23 protein-coding genes, 1 other RNA gene, 1 pseudogene and 1 riboswitch are annotated in these 25,496 nt (G+C 75.0%); of the genes and pseudogenes, 13 read left to right on the plus strand and 12 right to left on the minus strand.

Going from position 1 to position 25,496, the window contains the following annotated elements:
- Window positions 1-67 precede the first annotated feature (67 nt).
- Genes Sfr03f_RS10885 through Sfr03f_RS10905 form a run of 5 tightly spaced genes read right to left on the minus strand, consistent with a single transcriptional unit; the run spans window position 68 to window position 5,933 of the window.
- Window positions 68-970 carry an ECF transporter S component gene (locus Sfr03f_RS10885; protein ID WP_108953643.1) on the minus strand — a complete coding sequence of 301 codons (903 nt, stop codon included), beginning with the start codon at window positions 968-970 and terminating at the stop codon, window positions 68-70.
- On the minus strand, window positions 967-2,784 hold the full coding sequence (locus tag Sfr03f_RS10890) for an ABC transporter ATP-binding protein (protein ID WP_108953644.1): 1,818 nt from the start codon (window positions 2,782-2,784) through the stop codon (window positions 967-969). The genes Sfr03f_RS10885 and Sfr03f_RS10890 overlap by 4 nt, the downstream gene beginning before the upstream one ends.
- On the minus strand, window positions 2,781-4,007 hold the full coding sequence (locus tag Sfr03f_RS10895) for a CbiQ family ECF transporter T component (RefSeq protein WP_108953645.1): 1,227 nt from the start codon (window positions 4,005-4,007) through the stop codon (window positions 2,781-2,783). Before Sfr03f_RS10895 ends, Sfr03f_RS10890 begins: the two co-directional genes overlap by 4 nt.
- A 13-nt stretch (window positions 4,008-4,020) precedes the next feature.
- Window positions 4,021-4,707: an SCO2322 family protein gene (locus Sfr03f_RS31175; protein ID WP_372514410.1), complete on the minus strand. Its 687-nt coding sequence runs from the start codon at window positions 4,705-4,707 to the stop codon at window positions 4,021-4,023.
- Window positions 4,704-5,933, minus strand: coding sequence for an SCO2321 family membrane protein (locus Sfr03f_RS10905; protein WP_108953646.1), 1,230 nt, complete (start codon window positions 5,931-5,933; stop codon window positions 4,704-4,706). Before Sfr03f_RS10905 ends, Sfr03f_RS31175 begins: the two co-directional genes overlap by 4 nt.
- 139 nt (window positions 5,934-6,072) lie before the next feature.
- A riboswitch (cobalamin riboswitch) is annotated at window positions 6,073-6,146 on the minus strand.
- A 211-nt stretch (window positions 6,147-6,357) separates the two neighbouring features.
- On the opposite strand from Sfr03f_RS10905, the gene Sfr03f_RS10910 reads away from it, so the two are divergent.
- From Sfr03f_RS10910 to Sfr03f_RS10930, 5 genes are all read left to right on the plus strand, one after another.
- Window positions 6,358-7,044 carry a phosphotransferase gene (locus tag Sfr03f_RS10910; protein WP_108953647.1) on the plus strand — a complete coding sequence of 229 codons (687 nt, stop codon included), beginning with the start codon at window positions 6,358-6,360 and terminating at the stop codon, window positions 7,042-7,044.
- Window positions 7,045-7,303: 259 nt separating this feature from the next.
- A complete protein-coding gene (locus tag Sfr03f_RS10915) occupies window positions 7,304-8,644 on the plus strand; it encodes a glycosyltransferase family 4 protein (RefSeq protein WP_108953648.1) in 1,341 nt (446 codons plus the stop codon).
- Window positions 8,638-9,429: a class I SAM-dependent methyltransferase gene (locus Sfr03f_RS10920; protein WP_108953649.1), complete on the plus strand. Its 792-nt coding sequence runs from the start codon at window positions 8,638-8,640 to the stop codon at window positions 9,427-9,429. The genes Sfr03f_RS10915 and Sfr03f_RS10920 overlap by 7 nt, the downstream gene beginning before the upstream one ends.
- Window positions 9,426-10,517 carry a prenyltransferase/squalene oxidase repeat-containing protein gene (locus tag Sfr03f_RS10925; RefSeq protein WP_108953650.1) on the plus strand — a complete coding sequence of 364 codons (1,092 nt, stop codon included), beginning with the start codon at window positions 9,426-9,428 and terminating at the stop codon, window positions 10,515-10,517. Before Sfr03f_RS10920 ends, Sfr03f_RS10925 begins: the two co-directional genes overlap by 4 nt.
- 106 nt (window positions 10,518-10,623) lie before the next feature.
- Window positions 10,624-11,268 (plus strand): hypothetical protein, encoded by a 645-nt coding sequence (locus Sfr03f_RS10930; protein ID WP_108953651.1) that lies wholly within the window; start codon window positions 10,624-10,626, stop codon window positions 11,266-11,268.
- An 88-nt stretch (window positions 11,269-11,356) separates the two neighbouring features.
- Here the strand turns inward: Sfr03f_RS10930 and Sfr03f_RS10935 are convergent, their stop codons facing one another.
- The 5 genes and pseudogenes from Sfr03f_RS10935 to Sfr03f_RS10955 all read right to left on the minus strand — a co-directional run bounded on the left by Sfr03f_RS10935 (window position 11,357) and on the right by Sfr03f_RS10955 (window position 16,036).
- Window positions 11,357-12,106: a DUF5336 domain-containing protein gene (locus Sfr03f_RS10935; protein ID WP_108953652.1), complete on the minus strand. Its 750-nt coding sequence runs from the start codon at window positions 12,104-12,106 to the stop codon at window positions 11,357-11,359.
- Between the two features lie 117 nt (window positions 12,107-12,223).
- Window positions 12,224-13,183, minus strand: a complete 960-nt coding sequence (locus Sfr03f_RS10940) for an N-acetylmuramoyl-L-alanine amidase (protein ID WP_108953653.1) — start codon at window positions 13,181-13,183, stop codon at window positions 12,224-12,226.
- 68 nt (window positions 13,184-13,251) lie between these two features.
- The gene (locus Sfr03f_RS10945) at window positions 13,252-13,908 is read right to left on the minus strand and encodes a class I SAM-dependent methyltransferase (protein WP_108953654.1); all 657 of its coding nucleotides are present in this window, start codon (window positions 13,906-13,908) and stop codon (window positions 13,252-13,254) included.
- A 120-nt stretch (window positions 13,909-14,028) separates the two neighbouring features.
- Window positions 14,029-14,451 (minus strand): annotated as a pseudogene (locus tag Sfr03f_RS10950) (response regulator); the annotation flags it as partial.
- A gap of 121 nt (window positions 14,452-14,572) precedes the next feature.
- A complete protein-coding gene (locus tag Sfr03f_RS10955) occupies window positions 14,573-16,036 on the minus strand; it encodes a hypothetical protein (protein ID WP_372514411.1) in 1,464 nt (487 codons plus the stop codon).
- Window positions 16,037-17,004: 968 nt separating this feature from the next.
- On the opposite strand from Sfr03f_RS10955, the gene Sfr03f_RS10965 reads away from it, so the two are divergent.
- The 3 genes from Sfr03f_RS10965 to Sfr03f_RS10975 are packed head-to-tail and all read left to right on the plus strand — an operon-like array spanning window position 17,005 to window position 20,004.
- Window positions 17,005-17,844: a Nif3-like dinuclear metal center hexameric protein gene (locus tag Sfr03f_RS10965; protein ID WP_108953656.1), complete on the plus strand. Its 840-nt coding sequence runs from the start codon at window positions 17,005-17,007 to the stop codon at window positions 17,842-17,844.
- A 22-nt stretch (window positions 17,845-17,866) separates the two neighbouring features.
- Window positions 17,867-18,610 carry a zinc ribbon domain-containing protein gene (locus Sfr03f_RS10970; protein ID WP_108953657.1) on the plus strand — a complete coding sequence of 248 codons (744 nt, stop codon included), beginning with the start codon at window positions 17,867-17,869 and terminating at the stop codon, window positions 18,608-18,610.
- A 29-nt stretch (window positions 18,611-18,639) separates the two neighbouring features.
- Window positions 18,640-20,004 carry a bifunctional RNase H/acid phosphatase gene (locus tag Sfr03f_RS10975; protein ID WP_108953658.1) on the plus strand — a complete coding sequence of 455 codons (1,365 nt, stop codon included), beginning with the start codon at window positions 18,640-18,642 and terminating at the stop codon, window positions 20,002-20,004.
- A 30-nt stretch (window positions 20,005-20,034) separates the two neighbouring features.
- Here the strand turns inward: Sfr03f_RS10975 and yaaA are convergent, their stop codons facing one another.
- Window positions 20,035-20,835 (minus strand): peroxide stress protein YaaA, encoded by an 801-nt coding sequence (gene yaaA / locus Sfr03f_RS10980; RefSeq protein WP_108953659.1) that lies wholly within the window; start codon window positions 20,833-20,835, stop codon window positions 20,035-20,037.
- 183 nt (window positions 20,836-21,018) lie between these two features.
- On the opposite strand from yaaA, the gene Sfr03f_RS10985 reads away from it, so the two are divergent.
- The 3 genes from Sfr03f_RS10985 to Sfr03f_RS10995 all read left to right on the plus strand — a co-directional run bounded on the left by Sfr03f_RS10985 (window position 21,019) and on the right by Sfr03f_RS10995 (window position 23,140).
- Entirely contained in the window at window positions 21,019-21,588 is a 570-nt protein-coding gene (locus Sfr03f_RS10985; RefSeq protein ID WP_108954054.1) for a Uma2 family endonuclease, read from the plus strand.
- Window positions 21,589-21,642: 54 nt separating this feature from the next.
- Window positions 21,643-22,051: RNase P RNA component class A (gene rnpB / locus Sfr03f_RS10990), an RNA gene on the plus strand.
- 90 nt (window positions 22,052-22,141) lie between these two features.
- Window positions 22,142-23,140, plus strand: coding sequence for a DMT family transporter (locus Sfr03f_RS10995; protein ID WP_108953660.1), 999 nt, complete (start codon window positions 22,142-22,144; stop codon window positions 23,138-23,140).
- Window positions 23,141-23,289: 149 nt separating this feature from the next.
- Here the strand turns inward: Sfr03f_RS10995 and Sfr03f_RS11000 are convergent, their stop codons facing one another.
- Entirely contained in the window at window positions 23,290-24,138 is an 849-nt protein-coding gene (locus Sfr03f_RS11000; RefSeq protein ID WP_108953661.1) for a LuxR C-terminal-related transcriptional regulator, read from the minus strand.
- 241 nt (window positions 24,139-24,379) lie between these two features.
- On the opposite strand from Sfr03f_RS11000, the gene Sfr03f_RS11005 reads away from it, so the two are divergent.
- Window positions 24,380-24,664 (plus strand): hypothetical protein, encoded by a 285-nt coding sequence (locus Sfr03f_RS11005; RefSeq protein WP_108953662.1) that lies wholly within the window; start codon window positions 24,380-24,382, stop codon window positions 24,662-24,664.
- Window positions 24,665-24,709: 45 nt separating this feature from the next.
- On the plus strand, window positions 24,710-25,495 hold the full coding sequence (locus Sfr03f_RS11010) for a thioesterase II family protein (RefSeq protein ID WP_108953663.1): 786 nt from the start codon (window positions 24,710-24,712) through the stop codon (window positions 25,493-25,495).
- The last annotated feature ends 1 nt before the right edge of the window (window position 25,496 follow it).

Consider the following 25,496-nt stretch of genomic DNA (forward strand, 5'->3'; position numbering starts at 1 on the left):
CCCCGCCCGACGGAAAAGGGCCCGGCTCCCTCGCGGGGGCCGGGCCCTGCCGTAGGGCGGGCGACGGTCACGGTTTCTCGAAGGCCACCGGCGCCTCGAAGGCGGCCTGCCGCGTCGCCCGGCGCAGCGCCCGCAGGACGGCCGGCCCGACGGTCACCGTCAGCACGGCGGTGAGCAGGGCGCGGCCGAGGTCCCAGCCCATGGACGTGGTGAGGCAGTAGGCCGCGAAGTGCGCCAGGTTGACGGAGAGCGGGGCGCCGGGGACGGGCGAGACGGCCGGGGCGATCTGGCCCGTCATGAACGGCCAGCCCCAGAGGTTCATCAGCGTCCCGTAGCCGAACGCGGCGAGAAACCCGTAGGCGGCCAGCACCGCGATCTCCACGCGGCCGCCGAGCCGCCGGGGCAGCAGGCCCGCGCCGAGGGTGAACCAGCCCAGCGAGAGCATCTGGAACGGCAGCCAGGGGCCCACCCCGCCGGTCAGCAGGGCCGAGGCGAACAGGGTCACCGAGCCCAGGACGAAGCCGAAGCCGGGGCCGAGGACCCGGCCGGCCAGCACCATCAGGAAGAACGTCGGCTCCAGTCCGGCCGTGCCCGCCCCGATGGGCCGCAGCGCGGCGCCGGCCGCGGCGAGCACGCCCAGCATGGCGACGGCCTTCGCGCCGAGGCCCGACTCGGCGATGGTGGCCGTGGTGACGGCCACCAGGAGCAGCAGCAGCCCGGCGAACAGCCAGGGGGCGTCCTGCTGGTGGGCGGCCACCGAGGAGCCGGGCGGCGCCAGCAGGGGCCACAGGAAACCGGCCAGGCCCACGCAGCTGACCAGCAGCAGCGTGAGCGCGGAGCGGCCGCCGAGACGGACGGCACGGGTACGGACGGGGGCCGCGGCGGGGACGGCCACGGGCGTCGGCGGCGGGGTCGGTGGCGGCGTCGGCGGCGGCGTCGGCGTCGGCGTCGTCGGGGGGATCGCGGTCATGCCAGCGCCTCCCGGACCTGCCGCACGGTCAGCCAGCGCTGCGGGGCGAGGACCTTGGTCACCTGCGGGGCGTAGGCGGGCAGCGCCAGCACCACCTCGGCGGTCGGGCCGTCGGCGACGACCTCGCCGTCGGCGAGCATCACCACGCGGTGGGCGAGGTCGGCGGCCAGTTCGACGTCGTGGGTGGCGAGGACCACGGCGTGCCCCTCCTCGGCCAGCCGCCGCAGATGGCCGACCAGGCGGGTCTTCGCCGCGTAGTCCAGGCCGCGGGTCGGCTCGTCGAGCAGCAGCAGCGGCGGGCGCGCGGTGAGGACCACCGCGAGGGCGAGGGTGAGGCGCTGGCCCTCGGACAGGTCGCGGGGGTGCGTGGAGTCCGCGATGCCCGGCAGGAGCTCGGTCACCAGGGCCCGGCAGGAGCCGGACTCGGCGCCCGCGTCGCGGTCGGCGGCGGCGCACTCGGCGGCCACGGTGTCCGCGTACAGCAGGTCCCGCGGCTCCTGCGGGACCAGGCCGACCCGGCGGACCAGGTCACGCGGCCGGGTGCGGTGCGGGACGGCGCCGCAGGCCAGCACCGAGCCGGAGGCCGGCTCCACCAGGCCGACCAGGGCGGACAGGAGGGTGGACTTGCCCGCGCCGTTGCGCCCCATCAGCGCGACGGTCTCCCCGGGCGACACGGTGAGCGACACCGACCGCAGCGCCTCGACCGAGCCGCGGCGCACCACCAGCCGGTCCACCGCGGCGGGCACGGGGGCGGGAGCGGGGAGGCCCCCGGACGCCGTCGCGGCGCCCGTACCACCGGGAGCCCCGGCGAGGGACGCAGGTCCGGGTTCGGATGCGGGCCCGGTGCCTGCGGTGCCGGACGCGCCGCTCGGGCCGGGGGCGAGGTCCGCCGCCCCCCGGTGGCGGGAGCGCCACCAGCGGCGGCGGGCGGGCTCGGCGGTGAGGGCGGGGACGGCGAGGGCGGCGGGGACCGGCACCGGGGGCCTCGTGTCGTCGGCCGTGGCGAGCCGTTCCCGCAGGCCGGAGGCGCGGCGACGGGCATCGCGGACGGTGAGGGGGAGCGGGGACCAGCCGGCCAGGCGGCCCAGCTCGACCACCGGCGGGAAGACGGGGGACGCGGCCATCACCTCGGCCGGGCCGCCCACCACCGGGGCCTCGCCGGGACCCGGCAGCAGCACCACCCGGTCCGCGTAGTGCACGACCCGCTCCAGCCGGTGCTCGGCCATCAGCACCGTGGTGCCCAGGTCGTGCACCAGCCGCTGCAGCACCGACAGGACCTCCTCGGCGGCCGCCGGGTCCAGCGCGGAGGTCGGCTCGTCCAGGACCAGGACCCGCGGGTGCGGGGTGAGCACCGACCCGATGGCGACCCGCTGCCGCTGCCCGCCGGACAGCGTGGAGACGGGCCGCTCCCGCAGGTCGGCCAGACCCAGCAGGTCCAGCGTCTCCTCCACGCGGCGGCGCATCACGTCCGGGGCGAGGCCCAGCGACTCCATGCCGTAGGCCAGCTCGTCCTCGACCGTGTCGGTGACGAAGTGCGCCGTCGGGTCCTGTCCCACCGTGCCGACCACGTCCGCCAGTTCACGCGGCTTGTGGGTGCGGGTGTCGCGTCCGGCGACCGTCACCCGGCCGCGCAGGGTGCCGCCGGTGAAGTGCGGCACCAGGCCGTTCACCGCGCCCAGCACCGTCGACTTGCCGACGCCCGACGGCCCGACCAGCAGGGCGAGTTCGCCCTCGGGGATCTCGAAGTCGACCCCCCGGACGGCGGGTTCGCGCGCGCCGTCGTACGTGACGGAGACGTCCTCGAAGCGGATCACGGTCGTCGGTCCTTGCCGTTCGGTACGGAGGCGGAGGCGGAGGCGGGGGCGTTGGCGGAGGGGGACGCGGAGGCGGACACGGGTGCGGGTGCGGAGGGGGACGCGGAGGCGGAAGCGGATCCGGGTCCGGGGGCGACGTGCGGGGCGAGGAAGGCCGGCAGCAGCCCCAGCAGCACGGCGGCGGCCGGCCACAGCGGCAGCTCCGGCGCGGTCGGCGGCGTCACCGGAGGGGTCAGGGCCGACGGGTCGTGCGCCGCGGCGAGGACCGTCAGCGCGGCCACCGCGACGCCGGAGCCGGAGACCAGCCAGGCGCGCGCGCCCCACCGCTCGGGCCGGTAACGGGTGCGCGGGGTGCGGCGGCCGCCCAGCCACAGACCGGCCAGCGCGGCCGTGACGCCGGCCAGCAGCAGCGGCAGCCCGTACACCCCGCCGACCGCGCTCAGCAGGCCGTAGGAGCCGGCGGCCACGCCGAGCAGCCCGCCCAGGGTGAGCACCGCCGTGACGCGCCGCTCGGCGGCGGGCACCGCGGCGGTGCGGCCGTAGCCGCGCGCGTCCATCGCGGCGGCCAGCGCCACCGAACGCTCCAGCGCGCCCTCCAGCACCGGCAGGCCCACCTGGAGCAGACCCCGCACGCCCCGGTCCGGCCGCCCGCGCAGCCGCCGGGCGGCGCGCAGCCGCAGCACGTCGCCGATCAGGTGCGGCGCGAAGGTCGTCGCGACGACCACCGCCACCCCCACCTCGTAGAGCGCCGCCGGGAGGGCCTTCAGCAGCCGCGAGGGGTCCGCCAGCGCGTTCGCCGCGCCCACGCAGACCAGCAGGGTGGCCAGCCGCAGGCCGTCGTACAGGGAGAACAGCACCTCCTCGAGGTGCACCGGGCCGCCCAGCCGCATCCCCTGCGCCCAGTCCGGCAGCGGGACCTCGGGCAGACGGAACAGCAGGTGGGTGCCGGGGATCGCGGTGCCGAACACCAGGGAGAACACCAGCCGGATCCCCAGCACCAGCAGACCCAGCTTGACGAACGCGCCGTACGAACGCGCCCAGGGGGCGTTCGAGCGGCAGGCCATGACCACGTAGGCGCTGACCCCGATCAGCAGGGCCAGCAGCAGCGGGTTGCGGGTGCGGGACGCGGCGACGCCCAGGCCCAGCGCCCACACCCACCAGGCGCCCGGGTGCAGCGCGGAGGCGCGGGCCCTGGCGGCGTCCCGGTTCGCGGTCACGGTCATCGCTGTCGTCCCGTCATCCCCGCCTGCGCCGGGCCTGCCAGACGGCCGCGCCGCCCAGCACCAGCACGGCGCCCGCGCCCGCCCACAGGCCGAGCGACGGGCCCTGCGCCGGGGCGTCGGCGTCCGCGGTGCCGGCCGAGTCCTCGGCCGCTCCGGCACCGGCGTCGGCATCGGCGGAGCGGTCCGCGGTGGCGACCTGCTCGCCGCAGCCCTGGCGCGGGTAGCCCTCGATGGCGCACAGCAGTGCGCCGCTGTCGTAGCGCAGCGGCGGGGCCACGGCGGCCAGCGCGTCCGCGGCGGAGGCGTCCTCGGCCACGCTCGCGCAGGCGGTGCGGCCCGCGGGCGGCTTCTCGCCCCCGGGCGCGTCCGCGGCGGTGCCGAAGTCGATCACCAGGGCGATCCGCTTGCGGCCGTCCCGCTCGGGGGTGCCGTCGCAGACCTTCGCGAACGGCTCCGTGTTGCGCGGGGTGGCCGCGTCGGCGGAGTCCTCGCTCACCGAGAAGCGGAAGCCCTGCGTGGACCCGTCCTGCGGACGCAGCGTGGCCGGGCCCTGGGTGGCGTACGCCCACTTCTGCCCGTCGAGCTCCCAGAAGGACCAGTACCGGTACCCGGCCGCCTGGGCCGTGCCCGCGCCCTGCGTGAGCAGGGCGCAGGTCAGCGGCGCCAGGACGGCCGCGGCGAGGGTGCGCGGGAGCCTCACGGCCGCCGCTTCCGGACCGTCAGCAGGACCGCCGCGGCCGCCAGGAGCACCAGCACGGCGCCACCGGCCCACCACACGGCGGGGGAGAGCCCGGCGTCGGCCTTCCTCCCCGGCTCGGCGGCGTCCTCGGCCTCGGCGGCCTGCGGGGCGGGACCGGTGGCGTTCAGCAGCTCCACCAGGTCCTGTCCGCCGAAGTCGCGCGGGTCGGCCCCCATCGCCCGGGCGGCCAGGACCAGCTGGGCGTAGGCGGCGGGACCGGTCTGCTTCGCCCAGGCGGTGCCGTTGTCCCGCAGGTGGCCCAGGGCCTTCTCGGCCTGGTCGGCGTGACCGGTGGAGGCCAGGGCGATCACCGCGTCGGCGGTGTTGCCGAGGTCGGGCTGCGGGTCGGCGCCGGGCAGCGCCGAGGTGAGGTGGCCGTCGTCCGTCAGCGGGCCGGCCAGGTAGGCGGCGCCGTTCTCGGCGGCCTGCTCCGGCGTCTTCGCCTCGGCGCACTTCGCGGCGGAACCGGCCGGCTTCGTCTTCTCCCCGCCCAGACCGGCGCCCAGCGAGCCCAGCACCGCGGCGGCGGTCGCGTCGGCGTTGGCGAGCAACTTGCCGGACTTGTCGGGCTGGTAGGCGAAGGCGCCCGCGTCCTTGCCCTCGCACGGCAGGGCGAACGTCAGCAGCGCGTCCAGGGGCGACTTGCCGCCCTTGACCGCCTCGGCCGGCTTCTGGCCCGCGGCGGCCAGCGCACCGACCACCACGGAGGTGGAGTTGGCGTCGGAGGGGGTGCCGGGGTTGTAGCCCCAGCCGCCGTCCTTGTTCTGCACGGAGAGCAGCCAGTCGACGGCCTTGCCGACGACGTCGTCATGACCGCCGAGTGCGGCCAGCGCCTGCACCGCGGCGGCGGTGCTGTTGCTGTCCACCATCGTCTTCGGGTCGCAGGCCTTCGACGGGTCCGGGCGGAACGCGGCGAACGAGCCGTCGGCGCACTGCTGGCCGGTCAGCCAGCCGACCGCCTCGGCGGAGGGCTTCACGCGGGCGGAATCCTGGGCGAGCAGGGTGAGCGACTGGCGCCAGACGCCGTCGTAGGTGGGGTCGGTGGAGCCGTGGAGGCCGGCGGGTATCTCCGGGGGCTCGGACGGCGACGCGGCGGGCGCCGGGTCGTCGGCGAAGGCGGCCGGGGCCCCTCCGGCGCCGAGTACGGCGGCAGCGGCCAGGACCGCGGCGGCGCGGCGAACGTTCATGGTGGCGGAGTGCCTCTCCCTGTGGGGGAGCCAGGCAGCGACGGGCGCACGGTGCGGGCCCGGCGGCTCGGCTCCGTATCCCTCGACGGTGCCGGCCACCGGCGGGAGCCGGCGGCCATGAGCCGGTCACGGTCGGTCGGGGCATTCCGGCTCGCCACCGGCCTGCGGCGGCTCACGGTTGCGGGTCAGCGCCGGATTTGCACCGGCTTCCCCCCGAACGGGTGTGATGACGACCGGGCCACTCTACCGGCACGCCCCGGCGCCGCCAGGGGCGCGGTACCGGCCCGGAACCGTCCGCTCCGCACCCCGCCGCGTCCCCGCGGACCGCTCCGGGTCCCGACGGGGGCACATATCCGGCCATGACGGCCGTGAACAGGGCCGAGAGGCCCTCGACCGGCGGCGGTGGCGCGGCTAGATTCCCTGGATGGTGCTGATCGGGGTCGGCCGAACCGCCGACGTGTACGTGCTCGACGAGCGGTGGGTCCTGCGCAGGTACCGCGACGCCGCGGCCGGGGACGCGGAGGCCGAGAGCGACCTGATGACCCACCTCCACGCGTGCGGCTACCCGGTTCCCCTGGTGCGCCCCCGCGACGAGGGCACCGCCCGCACCGACCTGGTGCTGGAGCGGCTCGACGGCCCGACCATGGCGGGCGCGCTGGTCGCCGGGCTGATCACGCCGCAGGAGGCGGGCACCCTGCTCGCCCTGCTCCTCACCCGGCTGCACCGGGTGCCGCCGCGCACCGCGGAGGACCCCGCCACGCGGATCCTCCACCTCGACCTGCACCCCGAGAACGTCATCCTCACCTCCGCCGGACCCCGCGTCATCGACTGGGCCGACGCCGTCGAGGGCCGCCCGGGCCTCGACTGGGCGATGACCTCCCTGATCCTCGCCCAGTACGCGGCCGCCGCCGGGCGCGGCACCGGCGCCCTCGCCCACGAGGTCCTGGCCGCGCTGCTGTCCGACCCGGAGGCCGGCCACCTCACCCCGTCGTCGCTGGCCCAGGCGCTGCGGCGCCGGGCGGCCAACCCCACCATGACGCAGCGTGAGATCGCCGTGCTCGACCAGGCCGGGGCCGCCGTCCGGGAGGTCACCGGCCTGCGCGCGGCCTAGGCGGCGCGCGCGGGCGGCCGGTCGCCGGCCGGAGCCGGACATCTCCCCATGTCAGCAGGGACGTCGGTGCGCCCGCGCCGTGGCGAGCATCACCTGGCAGACTTTCCCCAGTCCGGCTACCAGCGGGTAGATTCGGACAGTCTCTTTCGTGATCACCAGTGATCGCGCGTGATCGTCCGAGACTTGTTGCCGGTAGCCGCCGCGACGTAACCTCGCGGGACAGTTCAGGAGAAGGGGGCCGTACGTGACCGCTGAGGCCATGGCCGCCGACGGTCAGCCGGCTCTGCGCATCGCGCTCCTCACCTACAAGGGCAACCCGTTCTGCGGCGGGCAGGGCGTCTACGTGCGCCACCTCTCGCGCGAACTCGCCCGGCTGGGCCACAGCGTCGAGGTGATCGGCTCCCAGCCCTACCCGGTCCTCGACGAGGGCGACGACCTCGCCGGGCTCTCCCTCACCGAGCTGCCCAGCCTCGACCTGTACCGCCAGCCCGACCCGTTCCGCACCCCGCGCCGCGAGGAGTTCCGGGACTGGATCGACGCGCTGGAGGTCGCCACCATGTGGACCGGCGGCTTCCCCGAGCCGCTCACCTTCTCGCTGCGCGCCCGCCGCCTGCTGCGCGCCCGCCGCGGCGACTTCGACGTCGTCCACGACAACCAGACCCTCGGCTACGGCCAGCTCGGCGACCTCGGCGCGCCCCTGGTGACCACCGTCCACCACCCCATCACCGTCGACCGGCAGCTCGAACTCGACGCCGCCGACGGCTGGAAGCGCCGCCTGTCGGTGCGCCGCTGGTACGGCTTCACCCGGATGCAGAAGCGCGTCGCCCGCCGCCTGTCCTCGGTGCTCACCGTCTCCGGCAGCTCCCGGCAGGAGATCGTCGACCACCTCGGCGTGCGCCCCGAGCGGGTCCACGTGGTGCACATCGGCGCCGACACCGACCTGTTCTCGCCCGACGCGTCCGTCGCCAAGGTCCCCGGCCGGATCGTCACCACCTCCAGCGCCGACGTGCCCCTCAAGGGCCTGGTCTTCCTCGTCGAGGCCCTCGCCAAGCTGCGCACCGAACAGCCGCACGCCCACCTGGTGGTCGTCGGCAAGCGGGCCGAGGACGGGCCCGTCGCCCAGGCCATCGAGCACTACGGTCTCGAGGACGCCGTCGAGTTCGTCAAGGGCATCAGCGACGCCGAACTCGTCGACCTGGTCCGCTCCGCCGAGGTCGCCTGCGTGCCCTCGTTGTACGAGGGCTTCTCGCTGCCCGCCGCCGAGGCCATGGCCACCGGCACCCCGCTGGTCGCCACCACCGGCGGCGCCATCCCAGAGGTCGCCGGCCCCGACGGCGAGACCTGCCTGGCCGTGCCGCCCGGCGACCCCGGCGCGCTGGCCGCCGCCCTCGGCCGCCTCCTCGACGACCCGCAGCTGCGGGCCCGCCTCGGCGCCGCGGGCCGCGCCCGCGTCCTGGAGCGCTTCACCTGGAAGCGCGCCGCCGAGGGCACCGTCGCCCACTACCGCGAGGCCGTCGCACGCCGCCGGGCGGGCCGTGACGCGCCCGTCGCCCCCACCCCGGCCACCGGCCACTACCGCGAAAGCAGGACCCCGTGCTGACCGTCGACTTCTCCCGGTTCCCGCTCGCCCCGGGCGACCGTGTCCTGGACCTCGGCTGCGGAGGAGGCCGGCACGCCTTCGAGTGCTACAAGCGCGGCGCCCAGGTCGTCGCCCTCGACCGCAACGGCGAGGAGATCCGCGAGGTCGCCAAGTGGTTCGCCGCCATGAAGGAGGCCGGTGAGGTCCCGGCCGGCGCCACCGCCACCGCCATGGAGGGCGACGCCCTCAACCTGCCCTTCCCGGACGCCTCGTTCGACGTCGTCATCATCTCCGAGGTGATGGAGCACATCCCCGACGACAAGGGCGTCCTCGCCGAGATGGTCCGCGTCCTCAAGCCGGGCGGCCGCATCGCGGTCACCGTGCCGCGCTACGGGCCGGAGAAGGTCTGCTGGGCGCTCTCCGACGCCTACCACGAGGTCGAGGGCGGCCACATCCGCATCTACCGGGCGAACGAGCTGCTCGCCAAGATGCGCGAGGCCGGCCTGCGCCCCTACGGCTCCCACCACGCGCACGCGCTGCACTCGCCCTACTGGTGGCTCAAGTGCGCCTTCGGCGTGGACAACGACAAGGCGCTGCCGGTACGGGCGTACCACAAGCTGCTGGTCTGGGACATCATGAAGAAGCCGCTGGCCACCCGGGTCGCCGAGCGCGCCCTCAACCCGGTCATGGGCAAGAGCTTCGTGGCGTACGCGACCAAGCCGCATCTGCCGGCCGCCGTCGCCGCAGTCGCCGGCGCCGACGTGCCCGCCGGGGCGGACGAGCCCGTCGGGGCGGACGCGAAGTGACCACCCCGCGTACCGAGCACCTCGTCCTTCCCGGGGTGCTCACCGCCGAGCAGGCCGCCACCACCGTGCGCGGCCTGCTCGCCGTGCAGCGCGAGGACGGCGCGATTCCCTGGTTCCGCGGCCACCACCTCGACCCGTGGGATCACACCGAGGCCGCCATGGCCCTCGACGCGGCCGGCGAGCACGAGGCCGCCGAACGCGCCTACCTGTGGCTCGCCCGGCACCAGAACCAGGACGGCTCCTGGTACGCCGCCTACGCCGACGGCGCCCACGACGAGGTCACCGACCGCTCCCGCGAGTCCAACTTCGTCGCCTACGTGGCGGTCGGCGTCTGGCACCACTACCTGTCCACCGGCGACGACACCTTCCTCGACCGGATGTGGCCGGTCGTGTACGCCGCCGTGGAGTTCGTGCTGCGGCTGCAGCAGAGCGGCGGGCAGATCGGCTGGAAGCGCGAGGACGACGGCACGGTGGTGAACGACGCGCTGCTGACCGGCAGTTCGTCGATCCACCACGCGCTGCGGTGCGCGCTGGCGGTCGCCGAGCAACTGGAGGAGCCGCAGCCCGACTGGGAACTCGCGGTGGGCGCGCTGCGGCACGCCATCCGGTCGCACCCCGAGCGGTTCCTCGACAAGAACCGCTACTCCATGGACTGGTACTACCCGGTCCTCGGCGGGGCGATGGAGGGCGCCGAGGCGCGGGAGCGGATCGCCTCGCGCTGGGACGAGTTCGTCGTCCCCGGGCTCGGCGTGCGCTGCGTCGTCCCCAACCCGTGGGTCACCGGGGGCGAGTCCTGCGAGCTCGCGCTCGCGCTGTGGGCGGCGGGGGAGTCCGACCGGGCACTGGAGATCCTCCAGTCCGTGCAGCACCTGCGGGACGACGAGTCCGGGCTGTACTGGACCGGGCTGGTCTTCGAGGACGGCGCCATATGGCCGCAGGAGCTGACCAGTTGGACCGCGGGGTCGCTGCTGCTGGCCGTCGCGGCGCTCGGGGGCCACGAGGCCACCTGCGCCGTCTTCGGCGGCGACCGCCTTCCCCGGGGCCTCGACCCCGACTGCTGCGACCCCACGCCCACCGGACCCGCCTGACCCGGGCGGGGGAAGCGGGTACCCGGACGGGGGTACAGCGGTCGCCGGTCCACCGGCGCCGGGTGACGCTGCGGGAAGAACCGTTCTCTTCCCCGGAGGCACACCCATGCCCGTCACGATGCGCCGCCTGGTACTGGCCGTCACCCTGTGCTGCGCCCTCGTCGCCGGTACCGCCGGCTGCGGCGCCGAGGAGCACTCCGCCTCCTCCCCGCAGGCGAACACGCAGGCGCACCCCAAGTCCGTCGACGACCAGGCCATGGCGCAGATGCAGGCCGAGGCGAACCAGGCCGAGGCCCAGGAGATGCGGGCCGAACCCACGCCCACCAGTTCCGCCGAGAAGCAGAAGTTCGCCAAGACCCGCTTCGTGGTGAACGCCGGCCTCGCCGCGGGCGCCACCTACCAGTGGATCGTCAAGCCGTTCCGCGCCGGCAAGTTCAAGAAGGGCGCCGACGGCCGCCGGCTGTCCCTGGTGAAGGCCGGCCTCGCCGGCGTCTTCACCTACAACCGCCTCAAGGCGGCGCTCGACAACGCCAAGGGCGACCCCACCCTCGCGAAGGCGGTCGCCCCGCTGGAGGAGGGCCTCGACAAGCTGAAGGACCTGCCCAACCAGCTCCGCAAGGGCGACAACACCGACGACATCGTCAACAACTTCGACAGCCTGATCAGCGACGTGAAGGACGCGGGGAAGTCCGCCGGCGCCGAGGTCCAGGACAAGGTGCCGTCCGCCGGCCAGCTGCAGAGCACCCAGTGACGTAGGGCCGGCCCCGCCCGGTCACGGCACGACGAAGGCCCCCGCCGGTGAACCGGCGGGGGCCTTCGTCACGGGCCGACGCGAGCCGTCAGCCCCGCTGGATGCCCGAGGAGTCCTGCAGCAGACCACGACGGCCGTCCTGGGTCTGCGCGATGAGGCCCGGACCCCGCTGGTCGACCGCCAGGTACCAGACGCCCGGCGCCAGTTCGGCGATCTGCGTCGGCGAACCGTCCTCCGCGTACAGCGCACGCGGCGCCGGCACGGCGAACCAGAACGGCGAGAACTCCGGCGACGGCTGCTGCGGCTGACCCTGCGGACCCGGCCCCTGCTGCGGCTGCCCGCCGAACTGCGGCTGCTGCGCCCCCGGGTAGCCGTACCCCTGCGGAGCCTGCGCGCCGTAGGGCTGCGGCGTCGCCGGACGCGGCGTCGCGCTGATCAGCGGCGCCTTGAGCGGCTCCACCAGACCCCCGGCGACCGCCCCGCCGGCCAGCAGCAGCGCCGCGATGAACCCGAGGATCAGCCCCGCGCCGGCACCGCCCTCGGAGTCCAGCAGCATCCACAGCAGGTACCAGAAGGCGAACACCGTGAAGGCGACCCCGACGGTCCCGAGGTCGTGGCCGGCCACCTTGCGGGGCTGCGGCAGGCACCGGTTGACGACGATCAGCGCGGCGCCGATCACGCCGCCCATGAAGACGGCCAGCGCGATCGGCAGGCTGCTCCAGGCCGAGAAGGAGATGCCGAAGTCGTTGTCACTGAGGTCGAGGAACGACGCGATGAACAGCAGCAGCGCTGCTCCGATCACCACGCCGTCGCCCCGAGTGAGGGAGCGGATGTTCACTACAAGTCCTTCGTCGTCTGTGTGGTCGTGTCGTACCGGGCTCTGCCGCGGATTGGACCCTACCGTTCGCACCGTCACCGCGGTCACCCGGTGGGCGGGTCCGCGCACGGGGGACGCTCATCCGCCCAGGAACCCCACGATTCCGTCGGAAATGCCCTGTGCGGCCTTCTGACGCCACTTGCCGCTGGTCAGCAGCGCGGCGTCCTTGCTGTTCCGCATGTTGCCGCACTCGATGAACACTTTGGGGACCTTCGACAGATTGAGACCCCCCAGATCCTTCCGCGTGACCAGCCCGGTGCCGTCGCCCACGTAGTCGGAGGGCGCGCTGCCGGTGGCCCGCACGAAGTTGCCCGCGATGCGTTCGCCCAGTTCACGCGAGGGGCCGACGATCGGCCGGGTGTCCGCGCCGCCCCCGGTGACCGTGCCGGGCAGGATCACGTGGAAACCGCGGGCGCCGGCCGAGGAACCGTCGGCGTGCACCGACACCACGGCGTCCGCCTTGGCCTCGTTGCCGATCCGCGCCCGCTCGTCGATGCACGGCCCCCACGGGCGGTCGCCGTCCTGGGTCAGCTCCACCGTGGCGCCCTGCTCCTCCAGCAGGGTCCGCAGCCGCCGGGACACGTCGAGGGTGAACCTCGCCTCCGCGTAACCGGCGTCGGTGGACGTGCCGGTGGTGTCGCACTCCTTGCCGCCGTTGCCGATCCGCACGGTGCGGTTGATCTCCGCGGTGTGCGCGGCGTTGCCGGTGTTGTGCCCTGGGTCGATGACCACCACCTTGCCGCGCAGCGGGCCCGAACCGGCGGGCGGCCTGGCGGTGGAGGAGACGGACGGCGCGGAATCACCGTCGGGAGACGGCGACTTGAGGCCTGCGGTCGGTGAACCGCTCGCCGTGCCGCGGGAGTCGGACGAGGGGGCGGCGTCGGCGCGGCCGCCGTCGCCCGGGCCGCCGGTCACCACCCGCTGGACGGCCACCCCCGCGGCGGCCAGCGCCACCACCAGGGCGGCGATCAGCGCGCGGCGGCCCCGGCGGGGGCGCGGCGGGGGAGCGGGATCGAATTCCGGACCTGCGTACGACACGGGGCGAGCCTAACGGGGCGGGGCGGCTTCCCCGGCGGGGCCGCCCGGGTGGCTCCCGCCCAGGGCCCTCAGATGCCGGCGCCGGTGCGCCGCAGGACCCGCAGGGTGCCGGTCGCCGAGACCTCGGTGAACGCGCCGGACTCCAGGGCGCGCAGGTACACGCGGTACGGGGCCTGGCCGGTGAACTCGTCCAGCTTGACCGGGAAGACGTCGTGGATCACCAGCAGTCCGCCGTCCGCGACGTGCGGTGCCCAGCCCTCGTAGTCGGCGTTCGCGTGCTCGTCGGTGTGCCCGCCGTCCACGAACACCAGGCCCAGCGGCGCGCCCCACACCGAGGCGATCTGCGGGGAGCGCCCCACCAGCGCCACCACGTGCTCCTCCAGGCCGGCCCGGTGCAGGGTGCGGCGGAAGGACGGCAGGGTGTCCATCAGCCCCAGCTCGGGGTCGACGGTCTCCGGGTCGTGGTAGTCCCAGCCGGGCTGCTGCTCCTCGCTGCCGCGGTGGTGGTCCACGGTGAGCGCGAGGACCCCGGCCCGGCGGGCGGCGTCCGCCAGCAGGATCGTGGAACGTCCGCAGTAGGTGCCGACCTCCAGCAGCGGCAGACCCAGCCGGCCTGCCTCGGCGGCCGCCGCGTAGAGGGCGAGGCCCTCGTCCGCGGGCATGAAGCCCTTGGCGGCCTCGAACGCCGCGAGGACCTCGGGGGCGGGGTCGACGGTCGTGGCCATGGGGCTCCTCGGGAGACGCGCGGGGGTGCGGGCGGTGCTGCGCGCCCATGGTGCCGTACCGGGTCCCGGGGCCGGTGAGGGGGGTTGGACGGGGCCTGGTCAGCCGGTTTCCTCCCGCAGGGCGGCGGCCAGCGCCGGGTCGACCACCGTCTCGCCGGTGAGCACGCGGCGGATCGCGACGGCCAGTTCGTCGACCGGACCGTGCTTGACGAGGAACCCGGCGGCTCCGGCGGCGAGGGCGCGGCGCACGTACGCGGGGCGGCCGGAGGTGGCCAGGAGCAGCACCCGGCAGTCGGGGGCCTGGGCGGTCAGCTCGGCCGCCAGGTCCAGGCCGCCGCGGCCGGGGAGGGCGACGTCGAGCAGTGCCACGTCGGGGCGGTGGGTGAGGACGGCGTCGAGCACCTCGTCGCCGGAGGCGGCCTGCGTCACGACCTTCAGGTCCGGGTGCATCTCCAGCAGCAGGGCCAGGCCGCCGTGGGCGGTGCGGGGGTCCTCGGCGAGCAGGAGGCGGACGGAACGGGCGGGCCGGTGCGGCGGAGGCATCTCGTTCACGGGCCCAGCGTAGGTTCACCTCCACCCCCGGACCGGCCGCTGCCGCCTCCGCACCCGGGTGATTCCCGCGCCGTCCTGCCCCGGCGGTGTGGGCTCCGCCGGGGCCGCGGCGTCACACCGTGGCGAGGGGGGACTGCTGGAGGGGGACGGGCCGCACCGGGACGGACGCGGAGTCCGCGACGTCCGCCGGGGGCGCGAGGACCGTGGCCAGGCCGCACGGCTCCTCCCCCGCGGCGTACGGCAGCCGCAGCTCGCCTCCCGCGTCGAACCGTCCCGCGCCGATGAGCCACCCGGCCGGCGCGGCCACGTGCGTCACCCGCCGGTCGGCCGGGCGCCACAGCCCGATCCAGCTGCCGCCCACTCCGTCCACCCGCAGCGCCACCGAGCACGCCTCGGGCGTCAGCACCTGCCCCGGCTGGACGGCGAACGGCGTCATCACGCACTCGGCGGGACACAGCCCCTCCGGGAACCTGACGGGCAGCGTCGAACCCAGCACGCCCCAGCCGAGCCGGTGCCGCCCGGGGGAGGGGGCGTCCGAGCGGATCAGCAGCAGCCCGCTGTCCGGGTCGGCCGTCACCAGCCGGTCGTCGCTCTCCGCCGAGATCTGCAGCAGCGGCGAGACCTCGCAGCCGCGCGCCAGGTCCACCACCACCGTCTTGGTGCGGCCGCCCGCCGCACGGTCGAGGGCCAGCATCCGGCCCTCGTGGTCCAGCCACACGCCGCCCGAGCAGTGGCCCCGGACCTCGCCCAGGTGCTCGGGACCGCAGGAGCCGCCCGCCACCAGCCACACCGCCGTGGAACCACCGGGGCTGACCGCGACCGCGTAGGCCCGCCGGCCGTCGGGGGCGGGCGGCAGCAGCCGCAGCGACTCGCCGTCCGGGCACTCGACGGAGCCGACGGACAGCTCGCCGGTACCGGGACCGGTGGGGTAGAGGAGGGAGAACGTGTGCCGCAGGCCGGCCGTGCGGTGGATCAGCACCCGGCCGTCGCTCATCGGCTGGACCTCGGCGTCCGGCTCCTCCGGCTGGTTGCCGGGCAGCGGGACGACGTACGGCTCCGGCCCGCCGAGGGCCCACCGCTCGGGGAGCCAGGACTCGCCGTCCGCGGCGAGGGTCAGCCGGGCGGCGTACGTCCCGTCCCGGGTCAGCACGCACTCCGGCGCCGGCGGGGGCAGGTACCGCGCGACGGGGCGGGGCGGGGTGGGCTCCCGCACCCAGCGGGAGGCGGGGCGGGGAGACGTTTCCGCCGCGCGGGCCGCACGCGGGCCGCCGTGGGCGACGGTCACCTCCGCGCCCTTCAGCACGACGGGCCGCACGCCGCGCACCCCGTGCGGTGCCGGCACGGCGAAGCCTTGGCCCAGGGAGGCCCCGGCCCCCGCGGCCGCCCCGGCGTCCACGGGGGTGGCGGTGCCGCGGCCCGCGCCCGGCGGACCGCCGGTCTCCCGGGGCGACGGGAACACCGGGCGCCCGTCGCCGGGCCCGGCCCCCGCGAGGACCTCCCGGCCGTCCCCCGCACCGTGCCGCCCGGCCTGCGCGGGAGCCGCCCGGCCGTCCCCCGCACCGTGCGGGAGCCGCACCGCGCGCACCCCCCGCGCGTCCACGGGCGGCCGTACACCGGCCGCCCCCCGGGCCCCGGCGGCAGGCGCCCCGCGCCCGGCGGGCCGTGCGGTGCCCGGCCCTCCGGTATTTCCGGCGGCCGGAGCTCCGGGCCCGACGGGCGGTGCGGTGCCCGGTCCTCCGGGGTTTCCGGCGGCAGGCGCCCCGCGTCCGGCGGGCCGTGTGGTGCCCGGTCCTCCGTTTCCGGCGGTGGGCGTTCCGCGCCTGCCGGGTGGTGCGGCGCCCGGTCCTCCGGCGTTCCCGGCGGCCGGAGCTCCGGGCCCGACGGGCGGTGCGGTGCCCGGCCCGCCGGCGTCCCCGGCGAAGGGTGTTCCGCGCCTGCCGGGTGGCGTAGGTGTCCGGTCCCGGGCGGCCCCGGCGGCAGGAGCTCCGGGCCCGGCGGGTGACGCGGCGCCCGGACCCCCGGCGGTGGACGTCCCGCGGTCGGCGGAGGGTGCGGTGGCCGGCACCCGGGCGTACCCACCCGTGGGCGCCCCGCCCCCCGGCACCGGCAGGGTCCGCACGACCGTCGCCCCCTGGGGCGGCGGAACCGCCCCCGGGCTGGACGCGCCCGGGGCCGCGGGGGCCACCGCCAGCACGTACGGCGGTGTCGCGGACGGCGTCGCGTCCGCGTCGCCGGCCGGAGCGGCAAGCGCCCCGGCGTCGTCAGGTTCCGGCGCCGCCTGGGCGCCCACTTCGGTCATGGTCACGTCGTCCTCCGGAGCCACCGGCTCGACGTCGGTGGAGAGCCTGGGGGAGGCACAGGCTGTCATCCTCGGTCACCTCCAGTGACGAAACCTAGGTTCGTACGCGCGCCCGGATGAGCCACCGCTCCCCGCTTCACCCGTACGTGTGGCCCTCGCGCCGTTCGCGTGCTCCGCCGCCACCCCGTGTGCTGGCCCGCCGCCGGTGGGGCCGTGCCCACCGGCGGCCAGGTAGCCTTGCCCCCGTGCCCCGTCTGTCTGAAGTCATCGCCGCCCTGGAGAACCTCTGGCCCGCCGAGCGCGCCGAGTCCTGGGACGCCGTCGGCACCGTCGCGGGCGACCCGGACCAGGAGGTCACCCGCGTGCTGTTCGCGGTCGACCCGGTCCGCGAGACCGTCGACGAGGCCGTGCAGCTCGACGCGGACCTGCTGGTCACCCACCACCCCCTCTACCTGCGCGGCACGACCACCGTCGCGGCGTCGACGTCCAAGGGCCGCGTGGTGCACGACCTGATCAAGAACGACGTCGCCCTGCACGTGGCGCACACCAACGCCGACAAGGCCGACCCCGGCGTGTCCGACGCCCTGGCCGGCGCCCTCGGCCTGCGCGTGCTGCGCCCTCTGGTGCCGGACCGCGACGACCCGGCCGGCCGCCGAGGCCTCGGCCGTGTCTGCGAGCTGGACGCCCCCGAGACGCTGCGGGAGTTCGCCGCCCGCGCCGCCGCGAGCCTGCCCGCCACCGCGCAGGGCATTCGGGTGGCCGGCGACCCGGACGCGAGGATCCGCACCGTCGCCGTCAGCGGCGGCTCCGGCGACAGCCTCTTCGACGACGTCCGCGCCGCGGGCGTCGACGCCTTCCTCACCGCGGACCTGCGCCACCACCCGGTGAGCGAGGCCCGCGCCCACAGTCCTCTCGCGCTGATCGACGCGGCCCACTGGGCCACCGAGCAGCCCTGGTGCCAGCTGGCCGCCGCCCAGCTGGAGGAGATCTCCGAACGGCACGGCTGGAACCTGCGGGTCCACGTGTCCACGACGGTCACCGACCCCTGGACCGCCCACGCGGCGTCCACCCACCCCACCCACTGACCTCACCTACTGGAGCCCCCAACTGAACGCCGCGCCCGCCGACCAGATCCGACTCCTCGACGTCCAGGCCCTGGACATCCGTCTCCAGCAGCTGGCCCACAAGCGTCGCTCGCTGCCCGAGCACGCCGAGATCGAGTCGCTGAACAAGGACCTCGCCCAGCTGCGCGACCTGCTCGTGGCCGCGCAGACCGAGGAGAGCGACTGCGCCCGCGAGCAGACCAAGGCCGAGCAGGACGTCGACCAGGTCCGCAAGCGCGCCGCCCGCGACCAGCAGCGCCTGGACTCCGGCGCCGTGTCCTCCCCGAAGGACCTGGAGAACCTGCAGCGCGAGATCACCTCGCTGGCCAAGCGCCAGGGCGACCTGGAGGACGTCGTCCTCGAGGTGATGGAGCGCCGCGAGTCCGCCCAGGCCCGCGTCGACGAACTCACCGAGCGCGTCACCGCCGTCCAGGGCAAGCTCGACGACGCCACCGCCCGCCGCGACGCCGCCTTCGGCGAGCTCGACGGCGAGAGCGCCACCGTCACCAAGGAACGCCAGGTCGTGGCCGCCTCCGTCCCGGCCGACCTGCTCAAGCTGTACGAGAAGCTGCGCGAGCAGCAGGGCGGGGTCGGCGCCGCGCGCCTCTACCAGCGCCGCTGCGAGGGCTGCCAGCTGGAGCTCAACATCACCGAGGTCAACGAGGTCCGCGCCGCGGCCCCCGAGACGGTGGTGCGCTGCGAGAACTGCCGCCGCATCCTGGTCCGCACCTCCGAGTCGGGCATCTGACCCTCCTCTCCTTCCAAGGGGCGCTGCGCGTGCGGGAGTTCGTGATCGAGGCCGACGGCGGGTCCCGGGGCAACCCGGGACCCGCCGGCTACGGCGCGGTGGTGGCCGACGCGGCGACCGGCGAGGTCCTCGCCGAGACCGCCGAGTACCTGGGCGTCACCACCAACAACGTGGCCGAGTACAGCGGCCTGGTCGCCGGTCTGCGGGCGGTGCGGGAGCTCGCGGCCGCCGAACTGGCGGCGGGCGGCGAGGTGTCGGTCCGCGTCCGCATGGACTCCAAGCTGGTCGTCGAGCAGATGTCCGGCCGCTGGAAGATCAAGCACCCCGGCCTCGCCCCGCTCGCCGAGGAGGCGCGCGGCGTCCTGCCGACCGGGAATGTCACCTACGAGTGGATCCCGCGCAAGGACAACAAGCGCGCCGACCGGCTCGCCAACGAGGCGATGGACGCGGGCGCGCGGGGGGAGGCGTGGATGCCGTCCGGGCGTCCGGCCCCCACCGAGAAGCACCTCGCCGACCTGCGCGCCGCCGCGGGCGTCGCGGCGAAGCCGACCGCAGGGCCCGCCACCGAGACTCCCGGCTCCGGCGAGGCCCGCGGTTCCGGCGAGGTTCCCGGCTCCGGCGAGGCCCGCGACTCCGCCGAAGCCCTCGGCTCCGGCGAGGCCCCCGGCTCCGGTGAGGCCGTGGTCCGGGAGGCTCCGCGGCAGAGCGCCCCCCAGCAGGGCGCGGGCGGGCAGGCCGCCCCCCGGCAGGGCTGGTCGGCCCCCGACCTCGGCGCCCCGGCCACGCTCGTCCTGCTCCGGCACGGCGAGACCCCGCTGACCCCGCAGAAGCGCTTCTCCGGCAGCGGCGGCACCGACCCGTCCCTCTCCGAGGCCGGCCTCGAGCAGGCGCGCCGCGCCGCCCGGCTCCTGGCCGCCCGCGGCACCGTGCAGGCGATCGTCAGCTCCCCGCTGGCCCGCACCCGCGAGACCGCCGCCGTCGTCGCCGACCGCCTCGGCCTCGACGTCACGGTCGACGAGGGGCTGCGCGAGACCGACTTCGGGGCCTGGGAGGGCCTCACCTTCGCCGAGGTGATGGAGCGGCACCCCGAGGACATGGACGCCTGGCTGGCCTCGCCCGACGCCCGTCCCACCGGGGGCGGCGAGAGCTTCAACACCACCGCCGCCCGCGTCGAGGAGGCCCGCGACCGCCTGATCGCCGCCCACGCGGGCCGCACGGTCCTGCTGGTCACCCACGTGACGCCCATCAAGACCCTGGTCCGCCTCGCGCTCGGCGCGCCGCCGGAGGCCCTGTTCCACATGGAGCTGTCCGCCGCGTCGATCTCGGCCGTCGCCCACTACGCCGACGGCAACGCCAGCCTCCGCCTCTTCAACGACACCTCGCACCTGCGGTAGGCACGGCACCGAGGGGCGCCGACGGAGCGGCTAGTGGATCTCCCGCACCACCACGTCGAGCGCCCACGGCTTCCCCGCCTTCGCGGGAGGCTCCGCCTCCACCGTGTGGCCGAGGTCCCGCAGCGCCTCCACCAGCTCCGCCGGGTCCTCCGGATCCGCGCCGCCGGTCAGCAGGGCGCGGACGATCCGCCCCTTGGTGGCCTTGTTGAAGTGGCTCACCACCGAGCGCTTCTCCACGCCGTCCACCAGCTGCGCGTGCAGCACCCGCACCGTGGCGGTCCGCCCCGCGACCTCGCCCTTGGGCTTCCAGGCCGCCGCGTAAGCCGAGGACCGCAAATCCAGCACCAGCCCGTCCCCGGCGGCCTCGGGCATCGCCTGGGCCATCGGCCCCCGCCAGTGCGCGGCCAGCGCGCCCGTACCCGGCAGTTTCACGCCCATGGAACACCGGTAGGACGGGATGGCGTCGGCCACCCCGACCGCGCCCCACAGCCCGGAGAACACCAGCAGCTGCCGCGCGGCCCGCGCCCGGGCGGCGTCGTCCAGCTCGTTGAGCCCCAGCGCGTCGTACAGCACGCCCGTGTAGATCTCCCCGGCCGGCCGTGCCCCCGCCGTCGGCAGCCCGGCGTTCTTGGCGACCTCCCCGCGCAGCCCCTCGCTCAGCCCGAGCACCTCACGGGCCTTCTCCTCGTCGCCGGAGCACAGCTCCACCAGCTCCTCCAGCACCGCCCGCCGGGCCCCGTTCAGCGCGGGCAGCGACAACGACTCCAGCCGCACCGGGGCGCCGTCACCGGACGGCGCCTTGCCTTCGGAGGGGGGCAGCAGGACGAGCACGGGAGACTCCTTCGGGGGTTGTGGAACCCAGCCAGCCTACGACGCGCGACCCGCGCCGCGATCCGTGGTGCGGGGCTGCCGCCGTGTGCCACGATCGAGGTAAAGCACCTCGATCTCCTGGACGGTGATCAGCGCATGTCCGACTCTGGTGAGCGACCGAACGGAGGGCGTGACATGACCGCCATGGCACACGAGCCGCTCACGCACAGTGACGTCGTGCTCGAAGGCTTCCTCGCCCTGGACACCCCGGAGGGCTTCCGGGCAGAGCTGATCGAGGGGGAGATCGTCGTGACGCCACCGCCCGACGGGGAGCACGAGGATTACATCGACCTGATCCTCACGCAGGTGAAGGCGCATTCACGCACGTCCATGCAGTTCTCCGGGCACAAAGGGCTGAAGCTCGACAGCGGCGGAGCCTGTCCGAAGAACTACGCGATCCCGGACGCGACCTTCGCGCCGGCATCGCTCCGCCTGTTCCGCGGAGCCGACCCCTGGATGCCGTGCGAGGGTGTGGCCATGGTCGTCGAGGTGACCTCGACCCGCGCCGTGGCGAACAGGGAGTCCAAGCGGCGCTGCTACGCCCGCGGAGGCATCCCCCTCTACCTGCTCGTGGACCGGGACTCCTCCTCGCTGACCCTGTTCAGCGACCCCGAGGGTGACGACTACCTGCAGGCGCGCAAGGGCCCCTTCGGCAACCCCATGCCGCTACCCGAACCGTTCGGCTTCGAGCTCGACACCTCCGAGTTCCTCTGACCCCGCCGGGTCGGGCGGCCCGCCCGGGCCCGGTAGCATGGTGCCCACGGCAGACGAGCCGGGCGGGCGGCCGCGTGAGTGCCTCAGGGCGCTCCCGAGGAACGTCCGGGCTCCACAGGGCAGGGTGGTGGCTAACGGCCACCCGGGGTGACCCGCGGGACAGTGCCACAGAAAGCAGACCGCCGGGGACCTCGGTCCTCGGTAAGGGTGAAACGGTGGTGTAAGAGACCACCAGTGCCCAGGGTGACCTGGGCAGCTAGGTAAACCCCACCTGGAGCAAGGTCAAGAGGGGCATCCTCCGCGAGGAGGGCGCCCTGCGCGGACGATCGAGGGCGGCCCGCCCGATGTCCGCGGGTAGACCGCTGGAGGCCGGTGGCAACGCCGGTCGTAGATGGATGGCCGTCGCCGACGGGACCGCGAGGCCCCGTCGGAACAGAACCCGGCGTACAGCCCGACTCGTCTGCCCCCGGGCTTCCGCCGGATCGGGTGAAGACTCCGTCAGCGCCGTCCGCATCGCCTGATCGGTGACATGCACATGGGATTAGATGGGTGCATGTCTTCCACCAGCAACAAGCAGTCGCAGGCCTTAGAGCCGCGTGTCCTGCTCGCCGCTTCCGTCACCGTCTTCCTGTGGGCCTCCGCCTTCGTGTCGATCCGCGCGTGCGCCGACTACTTCTCCCCCGGGGCGCTGGCCCTGGGCAGGCTCCTGTCGGGTGCCGTCGTCCTGGTGTGCGTCCTCCTGGCCACCAGGGGAGGGCTGCCGTCGCGCAAGGCCTGGCCGGGCATCGCGTGTTCGGGCGTGCTCTGGTTCGGCGGCTACATGGTGCTGCTGAACTGGGGCGAGCAACTGGTCGACGCCGGGACCGCGGCGATGGTGGTCAACATCGGGCCGCTCGTCATCGCGCTGCTCGGCGGCTGGCTGCTCAAGGAGGGGTTCCCGCCGATGCTGCTGGCGGGGATGGCCGTGTCGTTCGCCGGCGCGGTGGTGGTCGGTCTCTCCATGTCGGGGGAGGGGAAGTCCTCGACCCTGGGCGTGCTGCTCTGCCTGCTGGCGGCCCTCGCCTACGGCGGCGGTGTGGTGTCCCAGAAGCCGGCGTTGAAGCACGCCACCCCCATGCAGGTCACCACCTTCGGCTGTCTGATCGGCGCGGTCGTCTGCCTGCCGTTCGCCGGCCAGTTGCTGGGGGACCTGGCCACGGCGCCCGCCACGGCCACCCTGAACATGGTCTACCTGGGGGTCTTCCCGACGGCGCTGGCCTTCAGCACCTGGGCCTACGCGCTGTCGCGGATCAGCGCGGGCTCGCTGGGGGCCACCACCTACGCGGTGCCCGCGGTCGTGGTGCTGATCTCGTGGATCGCCCTGGACGAGGTGCCCGGCTGGCTCACCCTGCTCGGCGGCGCGGTGTGCCTGGCGGGTGTGGCCGTCTCCCGGATGCGACGACCCGCGGGACGGGCCCCGGCCGCGGCGGCCGCGGCGACGCCGGAGGTGGCGGGCGAAGCGGGCGCCGAAGGCACGGAACCGGACGGGGTGCGCACCGACTCCGGGCGCTGACCCGTCCCGAAGCACACCGACCCTGAGCACACCGACCCTGAAGTACACCGGCCCGAAGTACACCGGTCCGCAGTACACCGAAGGCGCGTCCCGGAGAACGTTCCGGGACGCGCCTTCCGCGTGCGCGCGCAGACCGCCGGGCGGCGGAGTCAGACGACGATCTCGGTCTCGTTGCGGCCCAGCAGATAGCCGAGCTGGACCCGGGTGTCCGCCCCCAGTTGCTGTTTCAGCGCGGCGATGTGGCCCTGCAGGGACCGCTCGCTGATGCCCAGGCGGCGGGCGATGCGCTTGTCGGAGTAGCCGGCCACGAGCAGACTGCTGATCGAGTCGCGCAGCGACGGGATGACCTCCCTCGCGGCCACGGAGGCGTGCAGCGGGACGAAGGGGAACTCCTTGGCCCGGTCCCAGGAGCGCTCGAAGGTGTCCCTCAGGAACCGCACAATCGCGGTTTCCCGAATGGCGAGACCCGTGGTGCGGCTCTCGTTCGCCGAAATGAATGCCACGGCGTCGTCGACGATGATCAGGCGGTCGAAGAATTCGGCGAGAGTTCGCACGCGCACCCCGAACTCCGTCACCGCCCTGACGTATTGCTTGGTCGTTTCGTCGAAACGGGTCGTGTGCTGATACAGGGTCCGCATGGAGACGCCCGCCTCGATGTGCCTGCGGACCGACTCCAGCGCCTTGTCCAGGACCGGTCCGGGGCGCGGACCGTCCGGCTGAGCAGTGAGGATCTCCCTGCGGGCGCCCGCCAGGGCCGCCCCGATCGCCTCGTTGATGGCGTCCAGCCCGTGCAGGTACGCGATCGCGGGCACGGCCTGGGCGGGTTCCGGAGGGGGCGGCGGCGTCACCGGATCGGCGGCGGGCCTCGCCTCGGCAAGCCGGGACAGAACGCTCAACTGCTCCGCGATGGACCGCACCGCGGTCTCAAGGTCCTCCCGGCCGGCGGACGGGTCGGGATCGCTCTGTGCCGATAAGTCCCTGTCTGCGCCTTCCGTCACGTCGCGCTCCTCTCGCGGGGTGCCCGGATTGCCTGTCTTCTCATGGTTTGGATGCCTCGGGTTCCAGCAGTGCGGATACCTGAGTCATCTTAGGGCTCCGATTCCTTGCCGCGGCAAGGAAGAGTGATCCGTGCGGGATCGGAGCGGACCTGGAGCAGCCGATTCCGTAATCGATTCGCATTCGCGTCGCCCTCGTCGGCCTTTATTCGTTCGGCTTTCCAAAAGAGAGGATCGGACTGTCATGCCCGAAAACAAGAGCGCCTTCCGGACACAGTCGAGCCGCACGTCCAGCACCCGCACGCCCGCCGCCCGCACTTTCACGGTGCGCAGAACCCTCGCCGCGGCCGCCCTGCTCGCCGCGTCGGTCTTCGCCGCGGTCACCCCGGCGCTCTCCACGGTCCTGGCCGACGGCGAGCCCCTCGGGGACGTCGGCTGGAACCGGAAGGGCGCCGTGACGGCCGGCTCCCTCGACGACGTCGGCTGGAACGGCCCCACCCCGCTCCCCACCCCCGTCCCCTCCCCCTGAGCACTCCCCCTCCCCGTCACGAGAGAGCGAAGGACACACCCCGCGATGAGCACCTCCCCCTGGTTCGTGACCCGACCGGACGCCGCCCCCCGGCCGGCCGTGCGCGTCTACTGCTTCCCCCACGCGGGCGGCAACGCGAAGTCCTTCCTCGGGTGGCAGGCCGACCTGGCGGGCGAGGCCGAGATCGTCGGCGTCTGCCACCCCGGCCGCGGGCACCGCTTCCGCGAGGCCCCGCTCGAGCGGGTGCCGGACCTCGCCGACGGCGCGGCCGAGGCCATCGCCGGCACCGACCGCCCCTTCCTCCTCTTCGGTCACAGCTTCGGCGCCGTCCTCGCCTTCGAGGTGGCCCGGCGCCTGGGACCGTCGGCGGACCTCCGCCACCTCGTCGCCTCCGGCTGCTCCGCCCCGGCCCTGCTGCCGACCCGGCGCGTGGTGGAGACCGCGCGGCTGGACGGCCCCGCCTTCACGGAGGCGGTCGGCTTCTTCGGCGGACTGCCCCCCGAGGTCGTCGCCGACGAGGCGCTGCAGGAACTGCTGCTGCCCCACCTGCGCTCCGACTTCCGGACGGTCGCCGGCTACACGTACCGGCCGTCGGCCCCCCTCGACGTCCCGGTGACCCTGATCAACGGATCGGACGATCCGCACGTCGACGCCGCCGCCCTCGAGCCCTGGGCGCGGGAGAGCGTCCACCCCCCGGTGCTGCACCAGGTGCCCGGCGGCCACTTCTACTTCGAGGACGCGCCCGGCCTCGTCACCGACGTCCTGCGTCCACTCGTCCGGGCGGTTGATCAGGGATCGGCCCACCGCGGGGAGCATGTGGAGGTTGTCTGAA

Origin of the sequence: Streptomyces fragilis (genome assembly GCF_003112515.1) — a bacterium.
Classification (GTDB): Bacteria; Actinomycetota; Actinomycetes; order Streptomycetales; family Streptomycetaceae; genus Streptomyces; species Streptomyces fragilis.

Bases quoted from the DNA above. Each gene is read 5' to 3' on its own strand.
- Sfr03f_RS10915 (WP_108953648.1), top strand. From the start codon at position 7,304: ATGGCCGCCGACGGTCAGCCGGCTCTGCGCATCGCGCTCCTCACCTAC.
- Sfr03f_RS11005 (WP_108953662.1), top strand. From the start codon at position 24,380: ATGCCCGAAAACAAGAGCGCCTTCCGGACACAGTCGAGCCGCACGTCC.
- Sfr03f_RS10985 (WP_108954054.1), top strand. From the start codon at position 21,019: ATGGCACACGAGCCGCTCACGCACAGTGACGTCGTGCTCGAAGGCTTC.
- Sfr03f_RS10905 (WP_108953646.1), bottom strand. From the start codon at position 5,933: ATGAACGTTCGCCGCGCCGCCGCGGTCCTGGCCGCTGCCGCCGTACTC.
- Sfr03f_RS10885 (WP_108953643.1), bottom strand. From the start codon at position 970: ATGACCGCGATCCCCCCGACGACGCCGACGCCGACGCCGCCGCCGACG.
- Sfr03f_RS10945 (WP_108953654.1), bottom strand. From the start codon at position 13,908: ATGGCCACGACCGTCGACCCCGCCCCCGAGGTCCTCGCGGCGTTCGAG.
- Sfr03f_RS10895 (WP_108953645.1), bottom strand. From the start codon at position 4,007: ATGACCGTGACCGCGAACCGGGACGCCGCCAGGGCCCGCGCCTCCGCG.
- Sfr03f_RS10930 (WP_108953651.1), top strand. From the start codon at position 10,624: ATGCCCGTCACGATGCGCCGCCTGGTACTGGCCGTCACCCTGTGCTGC.
- Sfr03f_RS11010 (WP_108953663.1), top strand. From the start codon at position 24,710: ATGAGCACCTCCCCCTGGTTCGTGACCCGACCGGACGCCGCCCCCCGG.
- Sfr03f_RS10995 (WP_108953660.1), top strand. From the start codon at position 22,142: ATGTCTTCCACCAGCAACAAGCAGTCGCAGGCCTTAGAGCCGCGTGTC.
- Sfr03f_RS10910 (WP_108953647.1), top strand. From the start codon at position 6,358: ATGGTGCTGATCGGGGTCGGCCGAACCGCCGACGTGTACGTGCTCGAC.